This window comes from Paenibacillus sp. Z3-2 (assembly GCF_054161325.1).
In genome coordinates, this window is sequence record NZ_CP096397.1 from 2,180,240 (window position 1) to 2,201,439 (window position 21,200).

The 21,200-nt window shown below is 46.1% G+C and carries 16 protein-coding genes; all 16 read left to right on the top strand.

The genetic code is table 11. From position 1 onward, the window contains the following. Nucleotides 1-104: 104 nt before the first annotated feature. The 16 genes from M1D71_RS09820 (at nucleotide 105) to M1D71_RS09895 (ending at nucleotide 21,195) form a co-directional block, all read left to right on the top strand. On the top strand, nucleotides 105-1,091 hold the full coding sequence (locus M1D71_RS09820) for an ABC transporter permease (RefSeq protein ID WP_458126283.1): 987 nt from the start codon (nucleotides 105-107) through the stop codon (nucleotides 1,089-1,091). A 17-nt stretch (nucleotides 1,092-1,108) separates the two neighbouring features. Next, nucleotides 1,109-2,017 (top strand): carbohydrate ABC transporter permease, encoded by a 909-nt coding sequence (locus M1D71_RS09825; RefSeq protein ID WP_458126284.1) that lies wholly within the window; start codon nucleotides 1,109-1,111, stop codon nucleotides 2,015-2,017. A 132-nt stretch (nucleotides 2,018-2,149) separates the two neighbouring features. Next, on the top strand, nucleotides 2,150-3,679 hold the full coding sequence (locus M1D71_RS09830; protein WP_458126285.1) for an ABC transporter substrate-binding protein: 1,530 nt from the start codon (nucleotides 2,150-2,152) through the stop codon (nucleotides 3,677-3,679). 128 nt (nucleotides 3,680-3,807) lie between these two features. Beyond that, the gene (locus M1D71_RS09835; protein ID WP_458126286.1) at nucleotides 3,808-4,506 is read left to right on the top strand and encodes a hypothetical protein; all 699 of its coding nucleotides are present in this window, start codon (nucleotides 3,808-3,810) and stop codon (nucleotides 4,504-4,506) included. Between the two features lie 299 nt (nucleotides 4,507-4,805). Beyond that, complete coding sequence (locus M1D71_RS09840) at nucleotides 4,806-6,560, top strand: sensor histidine kinase (RefSeq protein WP_458126287.1); 1,755 nt, start codon at nucleotides 4,806-4,808, stop codon at nucleotides 6,558-6,560. Between the two features lie 72 nt (nucleotides 6,561-6,632). Further along, nucleotides 6,633-8,261, top strand: coding sequence for a response regulator transcription factor (locus M1D71_RS09845; protein ID WP_458126288.1), 1,629 nt, complete (start codon nucleotides 6,633-6,635; stop codon nucleotides 8,259-8,261). A gap of 123 nt (nucleotides 8,262-8,384) precedes the next feature. Next, nucleotides 8,385-10,070 carry a sugar ABC transporter gene (locus M1D71_RS09850; protein WP_458126289.1) on the top strand — a complete coding sequence of 562 codons (1,686 nt, stop codon included), beginning with the start codon at nucleotides 8,385-8,387 and terminating at the stop codon, nucleotides 10,068-10,070. Nucleotides 10,071-10,261: 191 nt separating this feature from the next. Further along, a complete protein-coding gene (locus M1D71_RS09855; RefSeq protein ID WP_458126290.1) occupies nucleotides 10,262-11,152 on the top strand; it encodes an ABC transporter permease in 891 nt (296 codons plus the stop codon). A 29-nt stretch (nucleotides 11,153-11,181) separates the two neighbouring features. Further along, nucleotides 11,182-12,060, top strand: coding sequence for a carbohydrate ABC transporter permease (locus M1D71_RS09860; protein WP_440388161.1), 879 nt, complete (start codon nucleotides 11,182-11,184; stop codon nucleotides 12,058-12,060). A gap of 33 nt (nucleotides 12,061-12,093) precedes the next feature. Further along, nucleotides 12,094-13,179: a glycoside hydrolase family 53 protein gene (locus M1D71_RS09865; RefSeq protein ID WP_458126291.1), complete on the top strand. Its 1,086-nt coding sequence runs from the start codon at nucleotides 12,094-12,096 to the stop codon at nucleotides 13,177-13,179. A 52-nt stretch (nucleotides 13,180-13,231) separates the two neighbouring features. Then, complete coding sequence (locus tag M1D71_RS09870) at nucleotides 13,232-15,304, top strand: beta-galactosidase (protein WP_458126292.1); 2,073 nt, start codon at nucleotides 13,232-13,234, stop codon at nucleotides 15,302-15,304. A gap of 160 nt (nucleotides 15,305-15,464) precedes the next feature. After that, nucleotides 15,465-16,793 (top strand): IS3 family transposase, encoded by a 1,329-nt coding sequence (locus M1D71_RS09875; RefSeq protein WP_458126293.1) that lies wholly within the window; start codon nucleotides 15,465-15,467, stop codon nucleotides 16,791-16,793. A gap of 189 nt (nucleotides 16,794-16,982) precedes the next feature. Continuing rightward, nucleotides 16,983-18,422: an NAD-dependent malic enzyme gene (locus M1D71_RS09880; protein ID WP_336761119.1), complete on the top strand. Its 1,440-nt coding sequence runs from the start codon at nucleotides 16,983-16,985 to the stop codon at nucleotides 18,420-18,422. Between the two features lies 1 nt (nucleotide 18,423). Then, a complete protein-coding gene (locus tag M1D71_RS09885) occupies nucleotides 18,424-19,149 on the top strand; it encodes an HD domain-containing protein (RefSeq protein WP_458126294.1) in 726 nt (241 codons plus the stop codon). A 371-nt stretch (nucleotides 19,150-19,520) separates the two neighbouring features. Further along, nucleotides 19,521-20,588 carry an FUSC family protein gene (locus tag M1D71_RS09890; protein ID WP_264929488.1) on the top strand — a complete coding sequence of 356 codons (1,068 nt, stop codon included), beginning with the start codon at nucleotides 19,521-19,523 and terminating at the stop codon, nucleotides 20,586-20,588. Between the two features lie 115 nt (nucleotides 20,589-20,703). Beyond that, nucleotides 20,704-21,195: a pyridoxamine 5'-phosphate oxidase family protein gene (locus M1D71_RS09895; RefSeq protein WP_458126295.1), complete on the top strand. Its 492-nt coding sequence runs from the start codon at nucleotides 20,704-20,706 to the stop codon at nucleotides 21,193-21,195. Nucleotides 21,196-21,200 lie beyond the last annotated feature (5 nt).

Genomic DNA, 21,200 nt, shown 5'->3' on the forward strand with positions numbered 1-21,200 from the left:
AGCAGATAGAGGTCTTACTCGCCCCGCCGTATACTTGAACCACAGGAGCCGCAACGGAGCTTCATCCTGAGGAAGAATTCAAGAGGAGTGAGGGAGAACAAGTTATGAAGACACAACCCCAGGCGGGTAAGGGAGTACGGATATCGGAAATATCGGGAGGAACATTTCCTAAACGCAAGTCTGTGTGGCACAATCTTGGCAAATTCAAGGTGCTGTATCTCATGTTCTTGCCAGGGGTCCTGTTTCTGCTGGTGAATAACTATATGCCGATGTTCGGCGTTCTGATCGCATTCAAAAATGTAAACTATGCTGATGGTATCTGGGGGAGTCCATGGAGTGGATGGGACAATTTTAAATATTTGTTCTCCACCAGTGATGCATGGGAAATTACCCGGAATACACTTGCGTACAACACCGTGTTTATTGCACTCAATCTCTTTGTAGGTGTCGGGCTTGCTATTCTGCTTAATGAAGTGAAGAACAAGGCGATGTCCAAGTTGTATCAATCGCTTATGCTATTGCCGTATTTCCTGTCCATGATTGTGGTCAGTTACCTGGTACTTGCTTTCCTGGGTAAGGATTCAGGCTTCATGAACTCAACCATTCTACAGATGTTTGGCGGTCAGCCGATCGACTGGTATTCCGAGCCGAAATATTGGCCTTATATCTTGCCACTGGTGAACACATGGAAGAATATCGGATATTATGCGGTCATCTATCTGGCAGCTGTCGTGGGTATCGACGAAGAATATTATGAAGCTGCTGTGCTCGATGGAGCAACCAAATGGCACCAGATACGCTTCATCACGGTTCCTTTTCTCGTTCCGTTGATCGTCATTATGACGTTATTACAAATAGGCCGTATATTCTATGCAGACTTCAGTCTGTTCTACCAGGTTCCACTGGAATCAGGAGCGCTGTTCCCTGTAACGAATGTACTGGATACCTATGTATATCGAACGTTCCTTATCGGTGGAGACATCGGAATGTCATCCGCAGCGGGTCTGTATCAGGCGATTGTCGGATTCGTACTGGTTCTTGTATCCAATACCATCGTTAGGCGTATGGACAAAGATAATGCATTATTTTGAGAGGAGGCAAGTCAGCTGTGAAATCACGTGATCCACTAGCCGTATCGAAGCGTTCCGCATCTGTTATTCATGCGATGTTTCTATTCTACGCCATTGCCTGTATCGTGCCGATCCTGCTTGTCTTCGCCATCTCATTCTCGGACGAGACAACAGTTATTGCGAATGGGTATAAGCTTATTCCAGAGAAGTTCAGCCTAACGGCCTATGAGTTCCTGTTCAGGGATATGGACCAAATCCTTCATTCATACGGTATATCCTTTATCGTTACCGTTGTAGGTACCATTACAAGTGTAGCATTGACTGCACTGTATGCGTATCCGCTCTCACGGAGAGATTTGCCTTATCGTGGGTGGTTCGCCTTTTTCATCTTCTTCACGATGTTGTTCAATGGGGGTCTGGTACCTTGGTACCTGGTCTATGTCAACGTATTGGATCTGAAAAACTCCTTACTGGCACTCATCATGCCGCTACTGCTATCCCCATTCTTTGTACTGGTCATGCGTACATTCTTCGCGAACTCCATTCCGGTATCCATTCTGGAATCGGCCCGGATTGATGGTGCAGGAGAGTTGAGAACGTTTACACGTATCGTGCTCCCGCTCTCCCTTCCGGTAATGGCAACCGTGGCGTTGTTCAGTACACTGAATTACTGGAATGACTGGTACCTTAGCATGATTTTTATATCGGATAACCGGACGATCAGCCTTCAGTATCTTATGTACCGGACGCTGCTCGATATTCAATATTTAACAACCAACTCTAATGTCTCTTCACAGATTTCGTCACAGGGTGGATTGCTGAATCTGCCGAACAAAACACTGCAAATGGCGATGGCTGTGGTCGGTATTGGTCCAATTGTACTGGCATATCCATTCTTCCAGCGATATTTCATTAAAGGTCTTACGGTTGGCGCTGTGAAGGGATAACTCTGGCCGGTTAGCGGAGTGGGCATGGGAAATGAAGATGGACTGAAAGGGCATATATAGAAGTTGCTATGGGTTTTATTGTGAATTGGGGCAATTGGCTGTACGGTTCAACACATGACAGGAGGGGTTCAATTGGTTAGATCATTAAAGGTATGGTCACGCATGATGGCAACGGTGATGACGCTGAGCCTGGTGCTGGCAGCTTGCTCATCAGACAAAGGTGGAACAGCAACACCTGGAGCAGAAGGCGGAGGAGTAAGTGAGGGTGGGGGTAAACCCTACGAAGTGACGCTATTCTACCCGGGGACACCTCAGAAGGATGTTGCTCTGGTGGAAGCTGAGATTAACAAGAAGATGGAACCGAAGATTGGGGCCACGCTCAAGATCAATGCGATTGACTGGGGACAGTGGGATAACAAGCTGAATCTCATGATCTCTTCGGGTGAAAAATCAGACATTATCTTCACAGCAGCTTGGCAGAACTACACGGTGAATGTAGCCAAAGGCGCATTCTTGCCACTGAATGATCTGCTTGATGCACATGGTCAAGATATCAAGAAAAACCTGGACCCTGCCTTTCTGGAAGGTTCCCAGGTAGACGGCGTGAACTATGGTGTTCCTACGAATAAGGAACTCGCTGCCACACGTGGCGTGCTGGTACGCAAAGATCTGGCCGACAAGTATAACCTGGACCTGACAGCAGTTAAGACATGGGCTGATCTGGAGCCTCTGCTCAAAACCATTAAGGAAAACGAGCCGGCCATCACACCGTTCTATATGTCTAATACCAATGGTAACGGTCTGTTGGAGAATCTGGATTGGGATTATCTCGGTGATGCTTCCGTACCTGGAGTAATCTCCAAAACAGCAGGCGGAACAACGGTTCTGAACGAAGTGGAGACTCCTGAATTCAAGGAAGCGGCTGAACTCGCTCGCAAGTGGTATCAAGCGGGATATATCAACAGTGATGCTGCTACATCCAATGTGTTCCCGAAAGACCAGGCGAAGGCTGGAAAAGCGTTTCTCTGGACGGATGGCATGAAGCCAGGCAAGGATAAAGAAGAAGAGGGGTACGTGGGTTTCCCGCTGACTCAGATTGAGATGACACAGCCGACAATTACGACCGGTGATGCATCTGGAGCGATGCTCGCGATCTCCCGCTCTTCGGAGCAACCGGAGAAAGCCATGCAGGTCATTAACCTGTTACATTCCGACAAGGAAATTAACAACCTGTTGAATTTCGGAATTGAAGGTACACATTATGTGAAAAAAGACGGACAGGATAATATCATTGCTCTCCCTGAAGGTGTTGATGCCAACAGTCGTACCTACAATCCAGGTGCACAATGGCAGCTGGGTAACCAGTTCCTGAACTTCCTCTGGGATAATGAAGATCCGCAGAAATGGGAAAAGTTCAAGGAGTTTAACGCCAAAGGTGTCAAGTCACCAGCATTGGGCTTTACGTTCAATAGCCAATCTGTCAAAAATGAAATTGCTGCGGTCAACAACGTGAACAAACAGTTCAAGCCGGGTATGACATCGGGTGCCGTTGATCCGAATGAGATGATCCCGAAATATCTGGAGAAACTGAAAGCAGCGGGCATTGATAAAATTATTGCTGCCAAACAGGAACAGCTCGATGCATTCCTGTCTGAGAGATAATTAAAAGATTGAGGACGTTTTCGGTAAACAACCGAAGGCGTTCTTTTTTTGTTCTTATTTTGATATGGATTGTTAATCATAATTAGGAAAAATATGATATAATCAGGTGGTTGATTGGGGGTGTTCGTGTGTCGAGAGCCAGACTTGTGTTCTCCGTGGCTTTATTGCTATTTGCTATCATCTTTACATTTAACCACCATCTTGGTTTTTCTGTTGGAGATACAATGCTGTCAGCAATAGGTATATCACCGTATACTACATCTTATTTAAGTGGTGTACATATCACAATTTTTCTGGGAATGGGGTTCTTCGCCTGTGGCTTCTATCTTACACGCAAAGAAATTGTAAAATGGTCCCCCGGTCTTGGAAAAGGGTTATGGATCGTAGTTCTGGCTATCGTTCTTAGTTATTCGTCCATGACGGATAAATTCATGTATGTAGCCAAGTGGGGAGCAAGTGGTATTGACGGCATATCCTATGTTCAAAACAAAAGTTCTTGTACATTTAACGTTCTTATGACGGGCGAGACCCGAGCAACCTGCGATCTGAAACTCAAAAATTACGGCAGAGAGTCCGTAGCAGCCGTGTTATTGCCTGATCTCGGCCGCAGTTACAAGCTTAAGGACGACCCATTACTTGAGGCTTTGAAGTCTGTCCAATTAAGGCCAGCACACATTGAGCTTGAACGCCACGGAACGTTTGTGGGCACGTTGGAGTTCTACGGGAAAGCGGAATCTCCTCTGCACGTCAGTGGAAAACTTATTGATATTGTGCTCGATGTAGGCGTGGAGGGAGCGAACACGGTGTTTGATTACAATATTCATTAGTTGATATTTGAATAGAAAAAAAGAATGATTACATAAACAGAAGTAGAATAAGATTTGATTATCATTAGAAAGACAAAAACATATACGGATCAGACAGGGGCTGGCTAAATGCTGGCTCTTTTTTGTGCATGGAAGTTGCAATTAGTGCAGAAATATTGGTTTTATCGCCTTCCCCCTACAATTGGTAACGCTTACGCTTAGATAATGAATCGGTTTGTCTCAAAAAAAATAGTTTGTCTTTACCGCTTACATCATTACAATTAATGTCACGACAAATTAAGACAAGGTGAGATGAAAAGATGTCATATCGGACAAACCTGTTTTCCAAAATGGTCATTCTAATTCTGATTATGCTAGTTCCAGTTGTGCTCCTGTACTGGTACTCCAATCACAAAACGACTGTCGTTCTCAGAGATGAGTTGAATCGATCGAATAGCAACCAGCTTGAATTTTTCCAAAATCAGGTGAACACACACATTGAGCTGTTGTCCTCATGGCCGAATCTGCTCATACATGATCCTGATATTGCCAGCTTTCGGCGAATCTATGCGGACAGTAAATATTTTGACCTCGATGCCATTAATTTGGTTAAGCGTATTCAAAATAAACTAAGTATTCAGGAAAGTTCATCCAATTGGGCCACAAAGTTATATCTGTACTCTCCTTCGCTAGGCAGAGTAGTTTCCGAAAGGGACGCACGTTCTTACGATAAGCAAACGCTAAGGGAGAATATAATTTCCGGCTGGGATGTACGCAAAATCCAGGATGGGGAAGATGATCGGTTCATGTTTAGCTGGATTACAGTATCTCCATATGGTATTAAAGACCCGGCGGATAATGCGGAAACGATTATTAAACTGGAGTTTGATAGTGACAATATTCGAGACATGCTCGACAAATTCAAGGACGATGGCAGGCACGACCCTTTCTATTTCCGTGAAGAATCGGGGGTCATCTATAACCGGACTTCAGATCGTTCCCTAACGAACCAGCTGATGGAAGAACTGTCCATCCATAATCTACAGGACGTCGATAATCGAACCGTTGTAATTGGGAATGAGCCTTACATGGTTAACACGGTCAAATCCAGTACGACAGGCTGGTATCTGGTAGACTATATGCCTTTATCCGATATTTTGAAGCCCATTCATCAATCGAATATGCTGTTCTATTCATCCATGATTTGTTTGTTATTGATGAGTTTTGGTGTGGCGTACTTGTTATATGTTCAGGTGCAGGTGCCTGTGAAACAACTCATTCGAGGCTTCCAGCGATTGAAGCAGGAAGATTATTCGGTGAGGATTAAGCCGAAGGGCCGCAATGAATTCAGTTTCCTGTCCGAACGTTTCAACTTGATGGTGGAGCAGATCCAGCAGTTGTTTGAACACGTCTATCTGGAACAGATTCATGTGCGTGAAGCCCGGTTGAAGCAGCTGCAATCGCAGATTAACCCGCACTTCTTCTATAATTGTTTCTCCTTCATTACGAGCATGGCGAAGCTGAAGCGCATGGACGCTGTTGTAGCGATGTCACATAATCTCTCGCGATATTATCGGTATACGACAAGGCAGGAACGGGATTTGGTACCGTTGACAGAGGAAATTGAATTCGTCAGCTGTTATCTGGAGATCCAACGGATGCGTATGGATCGCATTCATTACAAGCTTGATCTGTCCGATGAGATGCTGAGACAGGAAGTGCCGCCGTTGATTGTGCAGCCACTGGTGGAGAATGCCGTGATTCACGGGATTGAAGCGGATGCGGAAGCCGGAGAAATCAGAGTAACCGGGGAGAAACGTGGCGATGTCATGGTTCTTGTGGTAGAAGATGATGGACAAGGCATGACACAAAAGGCACGTGAGGCGCTCCTGAACAAGCTTAGAGGAACGATGGATCAGGAGATGGGCTGTGGCCTGTGGAATGTGAATCAGAGACTTCAACTCCGATATGGGGATCAGGCAGGGATCGATATAACTGAATCGGAACTTGGCGGATTACGCGTTACGCTGTCGTGGCCAGCCGAGCAGGAGCTACTATTGGAGAACGAAGGATGAGCCTCGGAAATGTCTAGAGCATGATGAATAATGGAATGAATTGCAGAATGAACGAGATAGGGAGTGACTTGCTTGATAGATATACTGCTGGTAGATGATGAAACGTACGTAACAGAAAGTCTGGAATTGACTATACCCTGGGGAGAACTTGGGGTAACGACCGTGCTACGTGCCGCATCCGGTAAGGAAGCGTTGGAGATTATGGAGGAAAATGCAGTAGACATCGTAGTCACTGATATTCGAATGCCTGGCATGTCGGGATTGGATCTCATTGCAGAGGTAAGCAAACGCTGGTCTCATATTCGCTGTATTTTGCTAACCGGTCACAGTGATTTTGATTACGCCAAGAAAGCCATACAATTACAGGCCGCTGATTATATCCTCAAACCCGTAAACGATGATGAGTTCATGGGATCGGTCTCAGCAGCCATTACATCTCTTCGAGATCAATGGGATGAATTCGATAAATATCACCGGCTCTTATACAGTCGGAAGTCTGACTATAAAATTTTACGGGAAAATCTCATGCATGATCTGCTGCTGGGGCGTGAGATCACGGCGCGGGCACTTCGTGAACAACTGGAACAATACGAGATTCACATTAACCCGGAACAATCCGCTGTGATGATGCTGATTCGCCTCACAGGACGCTTCTCGTCGATGGACCAGCAATCGCTGGATTTGATGGATTTTGCGGTAGGTAATATTGCAGAAGAAGTGCTCGGAGAGCAATTTAACGTGTGGTTTGGTCGTGGGCCGCATGAGTGTCTGGTTATGTTTCTGCAAAATCAGGGACAGGTCGAAGCCTCGCAGATGAATTTGGATACGTTGAGAGTATCCGCTGAAACCTTCCGTGAGCATGTCATTCGGTATTTGCAGGGAGATCTGTCGATGGTGGTTACACCATCATTTCCCTTTAATGAGTTGACCGCAGCTTATCGAAAAAGTCTGGGCTCACTTGTTCTTTCTGGGCCGGAAGAACACAAGATTATATATATGGACCTGGATAAGGCACTTAGTAAACGCCCGGAGAATGATGCCGCGCAGGCGCTTGAAGAGCTGTACAAACCACCTGTACTTCCGCAATTACTTGAGACCAAGCAATGGGAAGCGGCAGCACGCAAGCTGAACATGGTTTTTGACGCGGCAGAACAGGTACGGTTGTCCAGGGAACATGTGTATGAGATGTATCTATCTGTAACGAATGCATTCATGTATATTGCCCATAAGCAGGGGCACTTGGTGCATGAGATTGATCATGCGGGATTCGATCTGCTCCTTGCTCATCAGTTGATTCAATCACCCGAGAAGGTGCGGCGCTGGGCCACTGAGATGCTGTCAAAACTGCAGGAGGAATTGTCGGATCAGGAAGGTGTGCAGAGCCGCAGACATGTGATCAAGCAGGTTCAGGAACTCGTGACAAGAGATACAGGACAGGATCTGTCGGTGAAAATGATTGCAGACAAGGTATATCTGCACCCCGTATATCTATCGAAGATATACAAGGCAGAGACGGGGGAAGGACTTGGCGATTACATGATTCGTATGCGTATGGAGCGTGCTCTGTATCTGCTCAAGAATAGCAACAAAAAAATATACGAGATTACGAGTGAGCTCGGTTATCAAAATCCGCAATATTTCAGCAAAATGTTCAAAAAGCATTATGGCATGACACCCAATGAATTTCGGGATCAGGCATAATTACAACAACATTCCAGAATATAGGTTGGCAAAGGTGCAGAAATCTTGATTTCGTATCATAGGCTCAAAGGCCTGGTCAGCCTATAATGAAAGGGTAACCAAAACGATTTAAGGGGGAACAACATGAGAGCGCAATCAACGAAAAAGAGATTCTTGACGCTTCTCGCTACAACGCTGTGTCTAACTGTCGTTCTTGCAGGATGTTCAGGAGGCAGTGGGGGCGGAGATAGTGCAACACCAAGTACATCTGGAACTCAAAACGAATACAAAGAAAAGTATGATCCGGAAGTAACCATTACAACGGCATGGGGAATCGATCCTGAGCTGAAGTTTAAAAATGGCGAATCCATGGAAAATAACGTGGCAACCAAGTGGGCCAAGGATCAATTCGGTATTAATATCAATTCACTATGGTCTGTAACGGATACAAATGGTGCATTCGCAACCAAACTTCGTCTGGCGATGTCTTCTGGTCAAGATATGCCTGATATTGTAACAGTGGGTGACAACTTGCTTGCTCAGGATCTGATTGATTCCGGCATGTATCAGGAAGTTGGTCCACTATTCGACAAATATGCTTCAGACACATGGAAAAAAGCAATGGAGCAAGATCCTAACGTATGGAACCAATATAGTCGTGATGGCAAAAGAATGGGTATTCCTGTTCTGGACTATGCATACAACAATGATTACTTGCTCTGGATTCGCCAGGACTGGCTGGATAAGCTGAAGCTGGAAGCTCCAAAAACGATTGATGAGCTTGAAACCGTAATGGATGCATTCAAAAACCAAAACCCGGATGGATTGTCTCCGGATAAGGTCATCCCGCTCAGCATTGGTTTCAAAACATCCATGAATACATGGATGGGAGACCCATCCTGGATCTTCGGCGCATACGGAACATTGCCGTTCCAATGGAATGTGGGAGCAGATGGTAAGCTGGAGTATGGCTCCATTAATCCAGGCATGAAAGAAGGACTGGGTAAATTAAGTGAATGGTTGACCAAAGGTTACATTCCACAGGAAGCTGCTCTATGGGATGAGAACAAAACAGCAGAACCTGCAGTTGCAGGGACAGCAGGTATTATCCCGGGTCCTTACTGGATGAGCGGATGGCCATTAACTGACACGGTGAAGAACGCACCTAGTGCAGTATGGAAACCAATTGAGATTCCAACTGGCCCTGAAGGTAAGGCGATGCGTCATGGAACACAATTTGTAAATGGTGTTACGTTGATCAAGGCAGATATGGAACACCCGGAAGCCTTCTTTACGTATCAGAACTACCTGTTCGACAATTATGCTGATCCAGCACCAGGCAGTCCTTATGACAACGGTTTATTTGATGGATATGACTACCAATTGGACGCAAATGGAAAACAGAAAAAACCAGATGAAATTGATGGTGGATATGTCAATGTTGTGCGTTATCTGTTAGTTCGTGATGGTGCGCGTATCCCTGATGCACAGATGAAAGCCCTGCTTAGTCTAGCTGATGGCAAAGAGCCTGAAAGCAAGCTGGAAAAAGATGTAGCCGTAAACTATGGGCCAGAAACACCCGCAGCAGCGAAAGTGTTACTGAGTCAAGAAGAAATTTCCTTCAAAAACATGTTCACAGGTCCAACAACAGCAACAATGAAATCCAAGTTGGACTATCTGAACAAAATCGAGAATCAGGCATTTAACGAAATTATCTATGGTAAAAACCCGATTGATGCATTTGATACCTTTGTTCAAACGTGGAAATCCGGTGGCGGTGATCAGATCACACAAGAGGTCAACGAGTGGTATGACAGTGTGAAAAAATAGTTTTAAGCAGCGCTCAGACGATCGTCGTCTGGGCGCTTTTTTTTGGTTTATTCAAGCTGAAGCAAAGTGGTTGATTTTGTGCCATTTATATTGCTTTTATGTGCTGTTTGGACCCCGTAAAAGGTTGATATAATCGCATTATAAGCCACTCAGGGAGTACTTGAGTAGGAAGAAATACAGGGGGAGCAATCATGAGAACTTTGAAACGCACTTGGCCATTCCACGTTATGCTGTTGCCAGCCATTATCTTTCTGATTATCTTCAGTTATGTGCCTATGGGCGGGATTATTATGGCATTTCAGAATTACAAGCCATGGCTTGGGATTAGCGGCTCTGAATGGGTCGGGCTGGACAACTTTAGATATTTGTTTGAACGTGAAGACAGCTTACAGGTCATCTGGAACACATTGATTATTGCTGTACTTAAACTGATTTTTAACTTATTTGTCCCATTTGTTTTTGCCATTCTGTTGAATGAGATTCGCAAGATGGCGATACAACGCACCATTCAGACACTTGTCTATTTACCTCACTTCTTGTCCTGGGTCATTCTGGGCGGGATTTTGATAGATCTTCTGTCAACCGGAGGGTTGGTGAACCGGGTTCTGGGGACCTTCGGACTGGGACCTTACTTCTTCCTCGGAGATAACAGTTACTTCCGTTCTACGGTCATTCTGACAGATGTGTGGAAGGAATTTGGCTATAACATGATTGTCTTTCTGGCTGCACTTGCCGGAATTAATCCAGCGTTGTACGAAGCAGCTGAAATTGACGGAGCAGGACGTTGGAAACAGACACTGCACATTACGATTCCATCGCTTGTGCCGATGCTGATGGTTGTAGGAACACTGGCACTAGGTAACGTACTGAATGCCGGATTTGACCAGATTTTCAACCTGTACAACCCGCTCGTATATCAAACGGGTGACATCATTGATACATTCGTATATCGTTCTGCGATGCAAAATGGTGAGATGGGCTTCGCAACAGCGATCGGATTGTTCAAATCAGTCATTAGTATGATCTTGATTCTCGTATCTTACAGCTTAGCCAAAAAATACGCTGGATACCGCATATTCTAATCGAATGAACAGAGAAAGAAGGGACCACGATGTATCATAAATCATTGCCATATCGCGTGTTTAATATAGTTAATACCTGCTTTCTGATTCTGGTCGCCATCATGTGTATCATACCGATGGTTCACGTACTGGCTGTATCCTTTAGTACCAAGGCTGCTGCCGATGCCAATCTGGTCAATCTCTGGCCTGTAGGTTTTTCACTTGAGGCCTACAAAAAGACGATGAATAATCCGATCTTCTTGAACTCACTCTGGATTTCACTTCTACGGACAGTGATTGGTACAGCCATCACCTTGCTGATTACATTCCTGGCAGCGTATCCGTTGTCCAAAGAAAATAGTGAGTTCAAAGGCAGAACGATCTACTCCTGGATTTTCGTATTCAGCATGATTTTCAATGGAGGATTGGTTCCATTCTATATGGTTATCCAGAAGATCGGGTTGATGGACTCTTTCTGGGTACTGGTACTCCCAGGGGCAGTGAATACATTCCTTGTTATCCTGATGCTAAACTTCTTCCGCGGTATTCCAAAAGAGCTGGAGGAAGCTGCGCTGATGGATGGAGCCAACCATTTCAGAACGCTGTTCAGTATCTTCCTGCCGATCTCCTTGCCGTCGATTGCAACCATTGCGTTGTTCAGCATGGTGTTTCACTGGAATTCCTGGTTTGATGGATTGCTCTATATGAATAATGCCAAGGATTATCCACTGGCTACCTTTATGCAAACAGTCATTATTGGACGTGACATGAGTAGCATGAGCATGAATCCAAAAGAAATGGAATCTCTATCTCAAACGACGGTAAGAGCCGCCCAGATCTTCATCGGAAGTGCACCAATCTTGATCGTATATCCTTTCCTGCAACGTTTCTTTGTCAAAGGTATGACGTTGGGCTCAGTTAAAGGCTGAGCCTGTATCACTAATTAAATGGAGGCTGATACAGTGAGTAACTTGGGAGAAAAGACATTCGTTCTGGGAATGGATGTATCATTTATGGATGAGATCGAACAGCATGGTGGGACATACAGTGATGCGGACGGCAAGGATCAAGACTTGCTGTCCATCCTGAAGCTCAATGATGCTAACGCGATTCGGCTGCGGATCTGGAATGATCCTGTAGGTGGGTTCTGCAATCTGGAGCGGACGGTGGCGGTAGCCAAACGGATCAAGGAACAGGGCCTGCAGTTTTTGCTTGATTTCCATTATTCTGATCGGTGGGCCGATCCAGCCAATCAGTGGAAACCAAAGGCGTGGGAGAATCTCTCGTATGAGGAACTTCAACGTGCGGTTTGTACGTATACCGCCGATGTTCTGAGAACGTTGAAGGAACATGGTGCTCTTCCAGACATGGTGCAGGTCGGAAACGAGATTACACCAGGCATGTTATGGAATGAAGGACGTGTCGGTGGAGAAGAACATGACACGGATGAACAGTGGGAGCGTTTTGCAGGCCTTGTGAAGTACGGAATTGCGGCGGTCAAATCCGTTGACGCGGATATTCAGATTATGATACATATTGATCGTGGTGGAGATAACGCCGAGAGCCGCAAGTTTTATGATCGCTTCAAAGCACTGGGTGTGGAGTTCGATATCATTGGGCTCTCGTATTATCCTTGGTGGCATGGCACACTCGATGCCTTGCGTGACAATCTGCATGATCTGGCTGAGCGTTATGGCAAACCCGTCAATGTGGTTGAAACCGCTTATCCGTGGACGCTGGAACAGCCGGAAGGTATGGAATGGATTTTGAATCAGGAAGAATTGTTGTTGCCAGGATACCCTGCAAGTGTAGAGGGGCAGACCAACTATCTGAAGGATCTGTTGCAGATTATCCGTGATGTTCCTGGTGGTTTGGGTCATGGATTCTATTATTGGGAACCTGCCTGGATACCAAGTAAGGAAGAATGGTCCGTCGGACATCCGAATAACTGGGGTAACCTCACGATGTTTGATTTTAAAGGTCGTAAGTTGGAATCGTTTACAGCGCTTCCTGCTGTAGAAGAATCAGATGCAGAGACATACGTGTAATCGTGCGTAACAATACCCAATATGAATTTTAATAAGCAAGGGAGTTGTCCTTATGACATACAAATATCCACCTGTAAGTTCCAAAGCCCCGCACATGTTGCATGGCGCAGACTATAACCCGGAGCAGTGGCTCCGCTATCCTGAAATTCTGGAAGAAGATATTCGCTTGATGAAGCTTGCCAAGTGTAACGTGATGTCCATTGGTATCTTCTCTTGGGTATCGCTTGAGCCGGAAGAAGGCGTATATACGTTTGAATGGCTGGATCAGGTGTTGGATCGTTTTGCAGCTAATGGCATCTATGCGTTCCTGGCTACACCAAGTGGTGCGAGACCAGCGTGGATGTCCGCCAAGTACCCGGAAGTACTCCGTGTCTCTGAGAAACGTGTCCGTAATCTCCACGGTTTCCGTCACAACCATTGTTATACTTCCCCGGTATACCGTGAGAAGGTTACTGCGATCAATACGAAACTGGCAGAACGTTATTCGGATCATCCAGCTATAATCGGCTGGCACATCTCCAACGAGTTCGGTGGAGACTGTCATTGTGATTACTGTCAGGAAGCTTTCCGTGGCTGGGTTCAGAAAAAGTATAAGACACTTGATGAACTGAATCACTCGTGGTGGACCACATTCTGGAGTCACACCGTTACGGACTGGAGTCAAGTCGAGTCACCAGCTCCGCACGGTGAGACACAAGTACATGCAATGAATCTGGATTGGCGTCGTTTCGTTACGGATCAGACAGCTGATTTCATCGTGCACGAAACGAAACCATTGAAAGCTCAGAATCCGGATCTGCCAGTCACAACGAACCTGATGGAATTCTATGGCGGTCTGAACTATTGGAAGTTCGCTGATATTCTGGATTTCCTGTCATGGGACAGTTATCCGACTTGGCACGATGCAGATGACGACGCGAAACAGGCATCCCGGATCGCAATGATGCATGACATCGTTCGTTCCATCAAAGGTGGGCAGCCGTTTCTGCTGATGGAAAGCACGCCAAGTTCAACCAACTGGCAAGAGGTTAGCAAGCTGAAAAAACCTGGCATGCATCTGCTCTCTTCTCTCCAGGCTGTGGCACACGGTTCCGATAGTGTGCAGTACTTCCAGTGGAGAAAGAGCCGGGGGTCCAGTGAGAAGCTTCATGGTGCGGTGGTAGACCATGTTGGAACGGAACACACTCGAGTGTTCCAGGATGTGACGGACGTAGGTACAGCTCTTGAAGGCATGAAAGCCATTGTAGGAACAGCGGTTCCGGCAGAAGTTGCGATCATATTCGATTGGGAAAACCGCTGGGCCGTTAATGATTCCCAGGGTCCGCGCAATATCGGTGTGAAGTATGAGCAGACGGTGGAAGAGCATTACGAAGCATTTTGGAAAAAGGGAGTCTCTGTAGACGTCATCGATATGGATGCAGATCTGTCCAAGTACAAGTTGCTGATCGCTCCAATGCTCTATCTGGTGCGTGAAGGTGTCGGCGAACGCATCGAGAAGTTTGTGGAGCAAGGCGGTACGTTTGTAGCGACCTACTGGTCCGGTATTGTCGACGAAAATGATCTGTGCTTCCTGGGTGGGTTCCCAGGCCCACTGCGCAAGACGCTTGGCATCTGGTCCGAAGAAATTGACGGACTACATGATCGTGATCTGAACGGAATCATTCCTGAGAAGGGCAATGAGCTTCAGCTCAATACAGCGTATGATGCCATTGAACTGTGTGATCTGATCCATCTGGAAGGCGCGAAGTCACTGGCTACGTACCGTTCTGACTTTTATGCCGGACGTCCGGCATTGACGGTTAATCAGTTGGGTTCAGGAAAAGCATATTACGTGGCGACACGTTTGAAAGCGCCATTCTATGATGATTTCTATGCTCAGCTAATTGCTGACCTGAACATTGAACGTGGACTTGAAACGGAGCTTCCTGCCGGAACTACGGCACATACGCGTACAGATGGTACGGCTGATTATGTGTTTGTACAGAACTACACACCAGATGAGAAGTGGGTTGAATTAGATGGACAGTCCTATACGGATCTGCTCAGTGGTGATGCTGTGGAAGCCAGTCTCAGCTTGCAACCATATGACATTCGTGTCCTGCGTAGAGCGGTTACCCGGAAATAATATCCATTCAATACGTTACGAATAAACGGAGTTAGGATTAAGAAAAGATTGCCCTGAGCGCCTGTTTAATCTGGTACCCATACACTGGACACTTTGAAAAAGAAGTGTTTAGTGTATGGGTACCTTTTTGTATACTGAAATGAACAGTGGAGGCGAGCATATGAGTAAAAAATACTTTAGTCAAGTTGAGCAAGAACAGTTATCTAACCATCCGTATGTCATACGTGTCAGTGAAAAATCACTAACCTACGCAGATGAATTCAAGCGTTTGTTCATCGATCAGTACTTGTTAGGGAGAACACCAAGAGAGATCTTCGAATCAAGTGGGTTTCATGTGGAGGTCCTCGGGATGAAGCGCATCGAACAGTGTGCAGATCGCTGGAAGAAAGCGTATGAGAAAGATGGAATTATTGGGCTTGCGGACTCCCGTAAAGAAGCCGTGCTACGTCCTTCAAAACGAGACTTGTCCTCTGACGAGATCATTACCAGACAAGAAGCAAAGATTAAGCTTCTGGAGGCTCAGCTTGAATACGTAAAAAAGTCAGACAGGAACGAAAGGGGGCTGTTAGCAAACAGCGAAAACCTAAACCAGAGTGAATGTTTTAAACTGATTCAAGAGATGGTTCAACAAGGCTTCGGGCGAATGACACGGTATTTTTGTCAACTGTTAAACGTGTCTCGTTCAGGGTATTACAACTATTTGAGCTCCACAGACAGTCGCCAGAAGCGTGTACAGATGGATGAGCAAGCAGGTATACTCATTAAGAAAGCATTCAACCGAAGAGGCTACAAAAAGGGCTCCAGATCGATTAAGATGACGTTGGAGAACGAATATAAAACTTGTTACAACCTGAAGCGTATTCGGAGGCTTATGAAAAAACTCAACCTCGTATGTCCACATCGAAAAGCTAATCCCTATCGGCGTATGGCTAAAGCTACACAAGAACACCGTACGTTACCCAATACGTTGCAGAGGGACTTCAAGAAAGGCATCCCAGGCCTCGTGTTGCTTACCGACATTACTTATCTTTCGTACGGCAATTCGCAGACGGCTTATTTTTCAACCATTCTGGATGCCTCCACAGGGGAACTGCTTGCTCATAACCTCTCGGAGTCTCTACATCTATCGTTAGCTACAAACACCATTACATCACTAAAAAGACAAAAACGCTTGAAACTCCATAAAGAGGCCTTCATTCATTCTGACCAAGGAAGCCACTACACGAGCCCAATCTACCAAACATTGTTGAAGCAAAATGGTCTTGGACAATCAATGTCACGGAGAGGTAACTGCTGGGACAATGCTCCACAGGAGTCCTTCTTCGGTCATATGAAAGATCATGTTAGCAGTCGCAATTGTACAACATTGGCCGAATTGCAACAAGAAATTAACCGCTATATTCGTTATTACAATTATCACCGATATCAATGGGGACTAAAAAAGATGACTCCTGTACAGTACAGGAATCACCTTTTAAGTGTGGCCTAATCCTCTTTTTTTTCAAAGTGTCCTTGACAGAGGGTCCAGATTAGTTAAAGGTGTTCAGGGTGTCTTTTTTATTTTATGTAATTGCTGTTGAACGACTTTTTCTGGACAAGATAAAGGATAAACGTGTCCGCGCAGCGAAGACAAACAGGTAACTTGTAACTCAAGACTTACAGTCTGGGAGGAATTGAAATGAATCAGAGAAATCTGGACGGCAACAGCATTATTATTCGGCTGGAAATGACAACTAAAGATATCAAGTTTGGTGAAGTGGCTTCGGCCATCTCGGAAGCTGGTGGAGACATCATTGCCATTGACGTCATTTCGACCAATCAGGATGTCAGTGTGCGCGATTTGACCGTCGCGGTAACAGATGCACAGGATAACAGCAAAATTATAGAAGGTGTTCGCCAACTCAAAGGTGTATCCATCATTAACGTATCGGATCGCACGTTCCTGCTGCATTTGGGCGGCAAGATCGAAGTGACTCCAAAGACCCCGATTCAGAATCGGGAAGACCTGTCGCGTGTGTACACTCCGGATGTAGCCCGGGTATGTTCAGCGATTGCGGAAGAACCGGGGAAAGCATTCTCGCTGACAATTAAGCGGAACACAGTAGCCGTGGTATCCGATGGCAGTGCGGTGCTTGGACTGGGCAACATTGGTCCCCGCGCAGCGATGCCGGTCATGGAAGGTAAAGCGATGTTATTCAAACAGTTTGCAGGCGTGGACGCCTTCCCCATCTGTCTGGACACACAGGATACCGAGGAAATCATTCGTACTGTGAAAGCGATATCACCTGGTTTTGGCGGTATTAATCTCGAGGATATTTCATCACCACGTTGTTTCGAGATTGAACGTCGTCTGAACGAGGAACTTGATATTCCAGTATTTCATGATGATCAGCATGGTACAGCGGTTGTGTTGTATGCCGGTCTGATCAATGCGCTCAAACTGGTAGGCAAGTCCATTCGTGATGTGAAGATCGTGGTTTGCGGTATTGGAGCAGCAGGTGTAGCTTGCAGCAACATATTATTGTCTGCTGGTGCCAGTCGACTTATTGGTGTTGATCGTGAGGGGGCGATTGTACGGACACAAACCTATGAGAATGAAGTCTGGAGTGACTATGCAGCCCGTACCAACCCGGAACTGGAAACGGGTTCGCTGCGTGAAGTCATTCGTGGAGCCGATGTGTTCATTGGCTTGTCACGAGGCAATCTGTTAACTCGTGAAGACGTGCAGACCATGGCCGAAGACCCAATTGTATTTGCGATGGCTAACCCTGTACCTGAGATTATGCCTGCCTTGGTGGAAGACATTGTGGCCGTTATGGCGACAGGGCGATCCGATTATCCGAATCAGATCAACAACGTGTTATGTTTCCCGGGCATGTTCAGAGCAGTTCTGGATTGCCGTGCTACTGAAATTAATGAAGAAATGAAATTGGCGGCCGCTCAAGCCATTGCTTCGGCCATTACGGACGAAGAGCGTACACGCTATTACATTATTCCGAGTGTGTTCAATGATAAAGTCGTCAAATCGATGCGCAATCGCGTGATTGAAGCAGCTGTTAAGACAGGAGTGGCGCGGCGTATACCGCGTGAACAGGCCCGTGAAGGCGGGGAATCGTAGGATGCAAGAGAACCCTCTTCAACCATCCAGCGCGAGCGTGCAAGGATCAGGACACATGCAAAATGTGGACGGAACAACCGAAGGGGAGGCTGTTCTGCGAGCTGCTCGATCTTTTGTTCTAGGGGACTCATCCAAGCATACGGATGGTCATGACTGGCCGCACATCGAACGGGTCACTGCACTTGCAGTGGAACTCGCTCACCAAATGGGGGCAGATCCATTCATCTGTGAACTGGCTGCCTTATTACATGATGTGCCGGATGAGAAGTTGAATGAAAGCATGGAAGCCGGGATGGCGAAACTGAATGACTGGCTGGATACTCAGCCGCTGGATTCGGATACACGTGAAGCGGTTGTGGGTATTATTAGCACCATCTCGTATGCAGGGGGCCAGCGTCCTGCGGTCAGTTCGCTTGAAGCACAAGTTGTACAAGATGCGGATCGTCTGGATGCACTGGGTGCGATTGGGATCGCGCGCACCTTTGCCTTTTCAGGAGCGAGAGGGCGCGAGATGTACGATCCGTCCCTTCCCCCACGGGAGCAGATGACCCGTGAGGAATATCGCAATGGGCGCAGCACAACGATAAACCACTTTTACGAAAAATTGTTCAAGCTCAAGGATCTGATGAATACGTCCTATGGCAAGGAGCTGGCGGAGCAGCGTCATGATTATATGGTGCAGTTCGTGGAGCAGTTCAAAAGAGAGTGGGAGGGTACGGATCGGTAGGCAGGCATGATCAGCAGGCTGATTCCACAGAGGTATAATAAGTAACAGAGGCGAATCTTTGAAGTGGCGAACATCCATTTTGAAGATTTGCTTCTTTTTGGGTTAATAATGTGTATTAACATACATAAATGAATCAATACTCTATTTTTAGTGATTTATGAAATGGAATAAAATAAGGTTTGCATAGCTTTTGGTTGCGCTCTCTCGCTATGAATGGTCACTTTCTGACTTATGACATGGCAACGGAAGATCTTCCATGGTACAATAAATCGTTCTCCTGAAAGAATTCAGGCAAAAAAAGAAATATGGGGTAATAATGAAGATGATCATCAAATGTAAAAATTCAGGTTCGGTAAGGAGGGGGGCTCACCATGTCATTTGGTGCACGTGTACTTAAGACGGGGATCGCGGTTACGCTTGCCTTGTACCTTAGCAGCCTGTTCTTGAACCCGCAATCTCCCGTGCCTGCCGCAATCGCGGCTATATTTGCCATGCAGCCTTCCATCTATCGTTCCTGGAAGTACTTCCTGGATCAGCTGCAAACGACCACACTCGGAGCCATTGTGGCCCTGGTGGGGGGCATGGTGTTGTCCAATGAGCCAATTGCTGTTGGATTAATTATTGTACTTGTCATCATGATCTGTCTTAAATTGAATATGGGTGAGACGGTTGGACTGACACTGGTCACGGTCGTATCGATTATGGAAGCTTCGGGTGACTGGCACTTTGCACTCAATCGGTTTCTGCTGACTTTGGTGGGTATTGTATCGGCATTTCTCATTAACATCACAGTATTCCCTCCCAAACCAAAGGTTCAGTTCGTCAAGCAAATTCAGAGTGTTTTCAGCGGTATGTCGTTACTATTGCGAACTTCTATCTCGGATGAGATTAAGGAAGTTGTATTCCGGGAGGAGAAAAACAATCTGGGCGGCTCCATTAAATCTCTGTCCGATAAGTATAACTTGTTCGAAGAGGAACAGAAGAAGATGAAGCGTTCGAAATTCAGCGAAACCCGGCAGATGGTGGTCTATAAACAGATGCTGCTGAGTCTGCAAAAAGGATACGAGGTGCTGGATTCGGTGGAACGCCACTATTTTCAGGCACCGCGGACACCAGCCATGGACCAGTTTTTTGACTCCCATTTGGAACTGGTTATCAAGTTCCATGAGCACGCACTTCTCAAGTTCGAGGATAAACTGAAACCGAATGGAGAAGAGGCCGCGCAGTTTGTATTAGATAATGATCGTTTCATGGAGCAGGCGATCACTGAGTTTGATATCGACAAGGACGGGATGTTACGATTATCCATCGTGGCTGCTGCGATCTATGACTACGGATATCAGCTGGAACGTCTGAATCGACTTGCCGAACATGTGCATAGCTCCAGTGAAGACAAAGAATCACAGGACAAAATCTTGAACTGGCTTAAGTGGCCTTAAGAACAAATTGCACACCTGCTTCGCGATCATATACAATGGAATGACAACATTGCCCGGACAACCGTGTCCGGGTTGTTTGTCATACATACGGCTGAATGGCCTGAAGGAATATGGAATGAAATTTAACGAACTGAGGGATAGAGATATGATCATAGATCAATTGGATGCTGAATTAATGGAATGGTTGAATGGGACTAATCTGGAGCATAAACAGCATGAAGCATTGCAACTCCTGACCGTATCTGAGGATCAGTGGCCGCATCAGGCGATGATCAGTATGGGGGAAGTGATTGCGATCAATCCGCATCAGCTTAGACTGGCTTTATGGCAGGGTACACAGACCAGTATGAACATGAGCAAAACAGGCAAGGCTACCTTGATTGCGGTTCAAGGACAACGATTGTTGCATATCCGTATAGAAGTAAAACTTCTGCCTGAGATGAAGGAGGCCATTCATCCGAGAGATCGCTTTGAAGCTCAAGTACTTGATGTACGTGTGGATCATGCGCCGTATGCGGAGATTACTTCAGGAATAACTTTTCAATTAAAAGATGAACTTGGAGCGATAACACGCTGGCAAGAGACGATTGAAGAATTACGTAAGTAGGGATT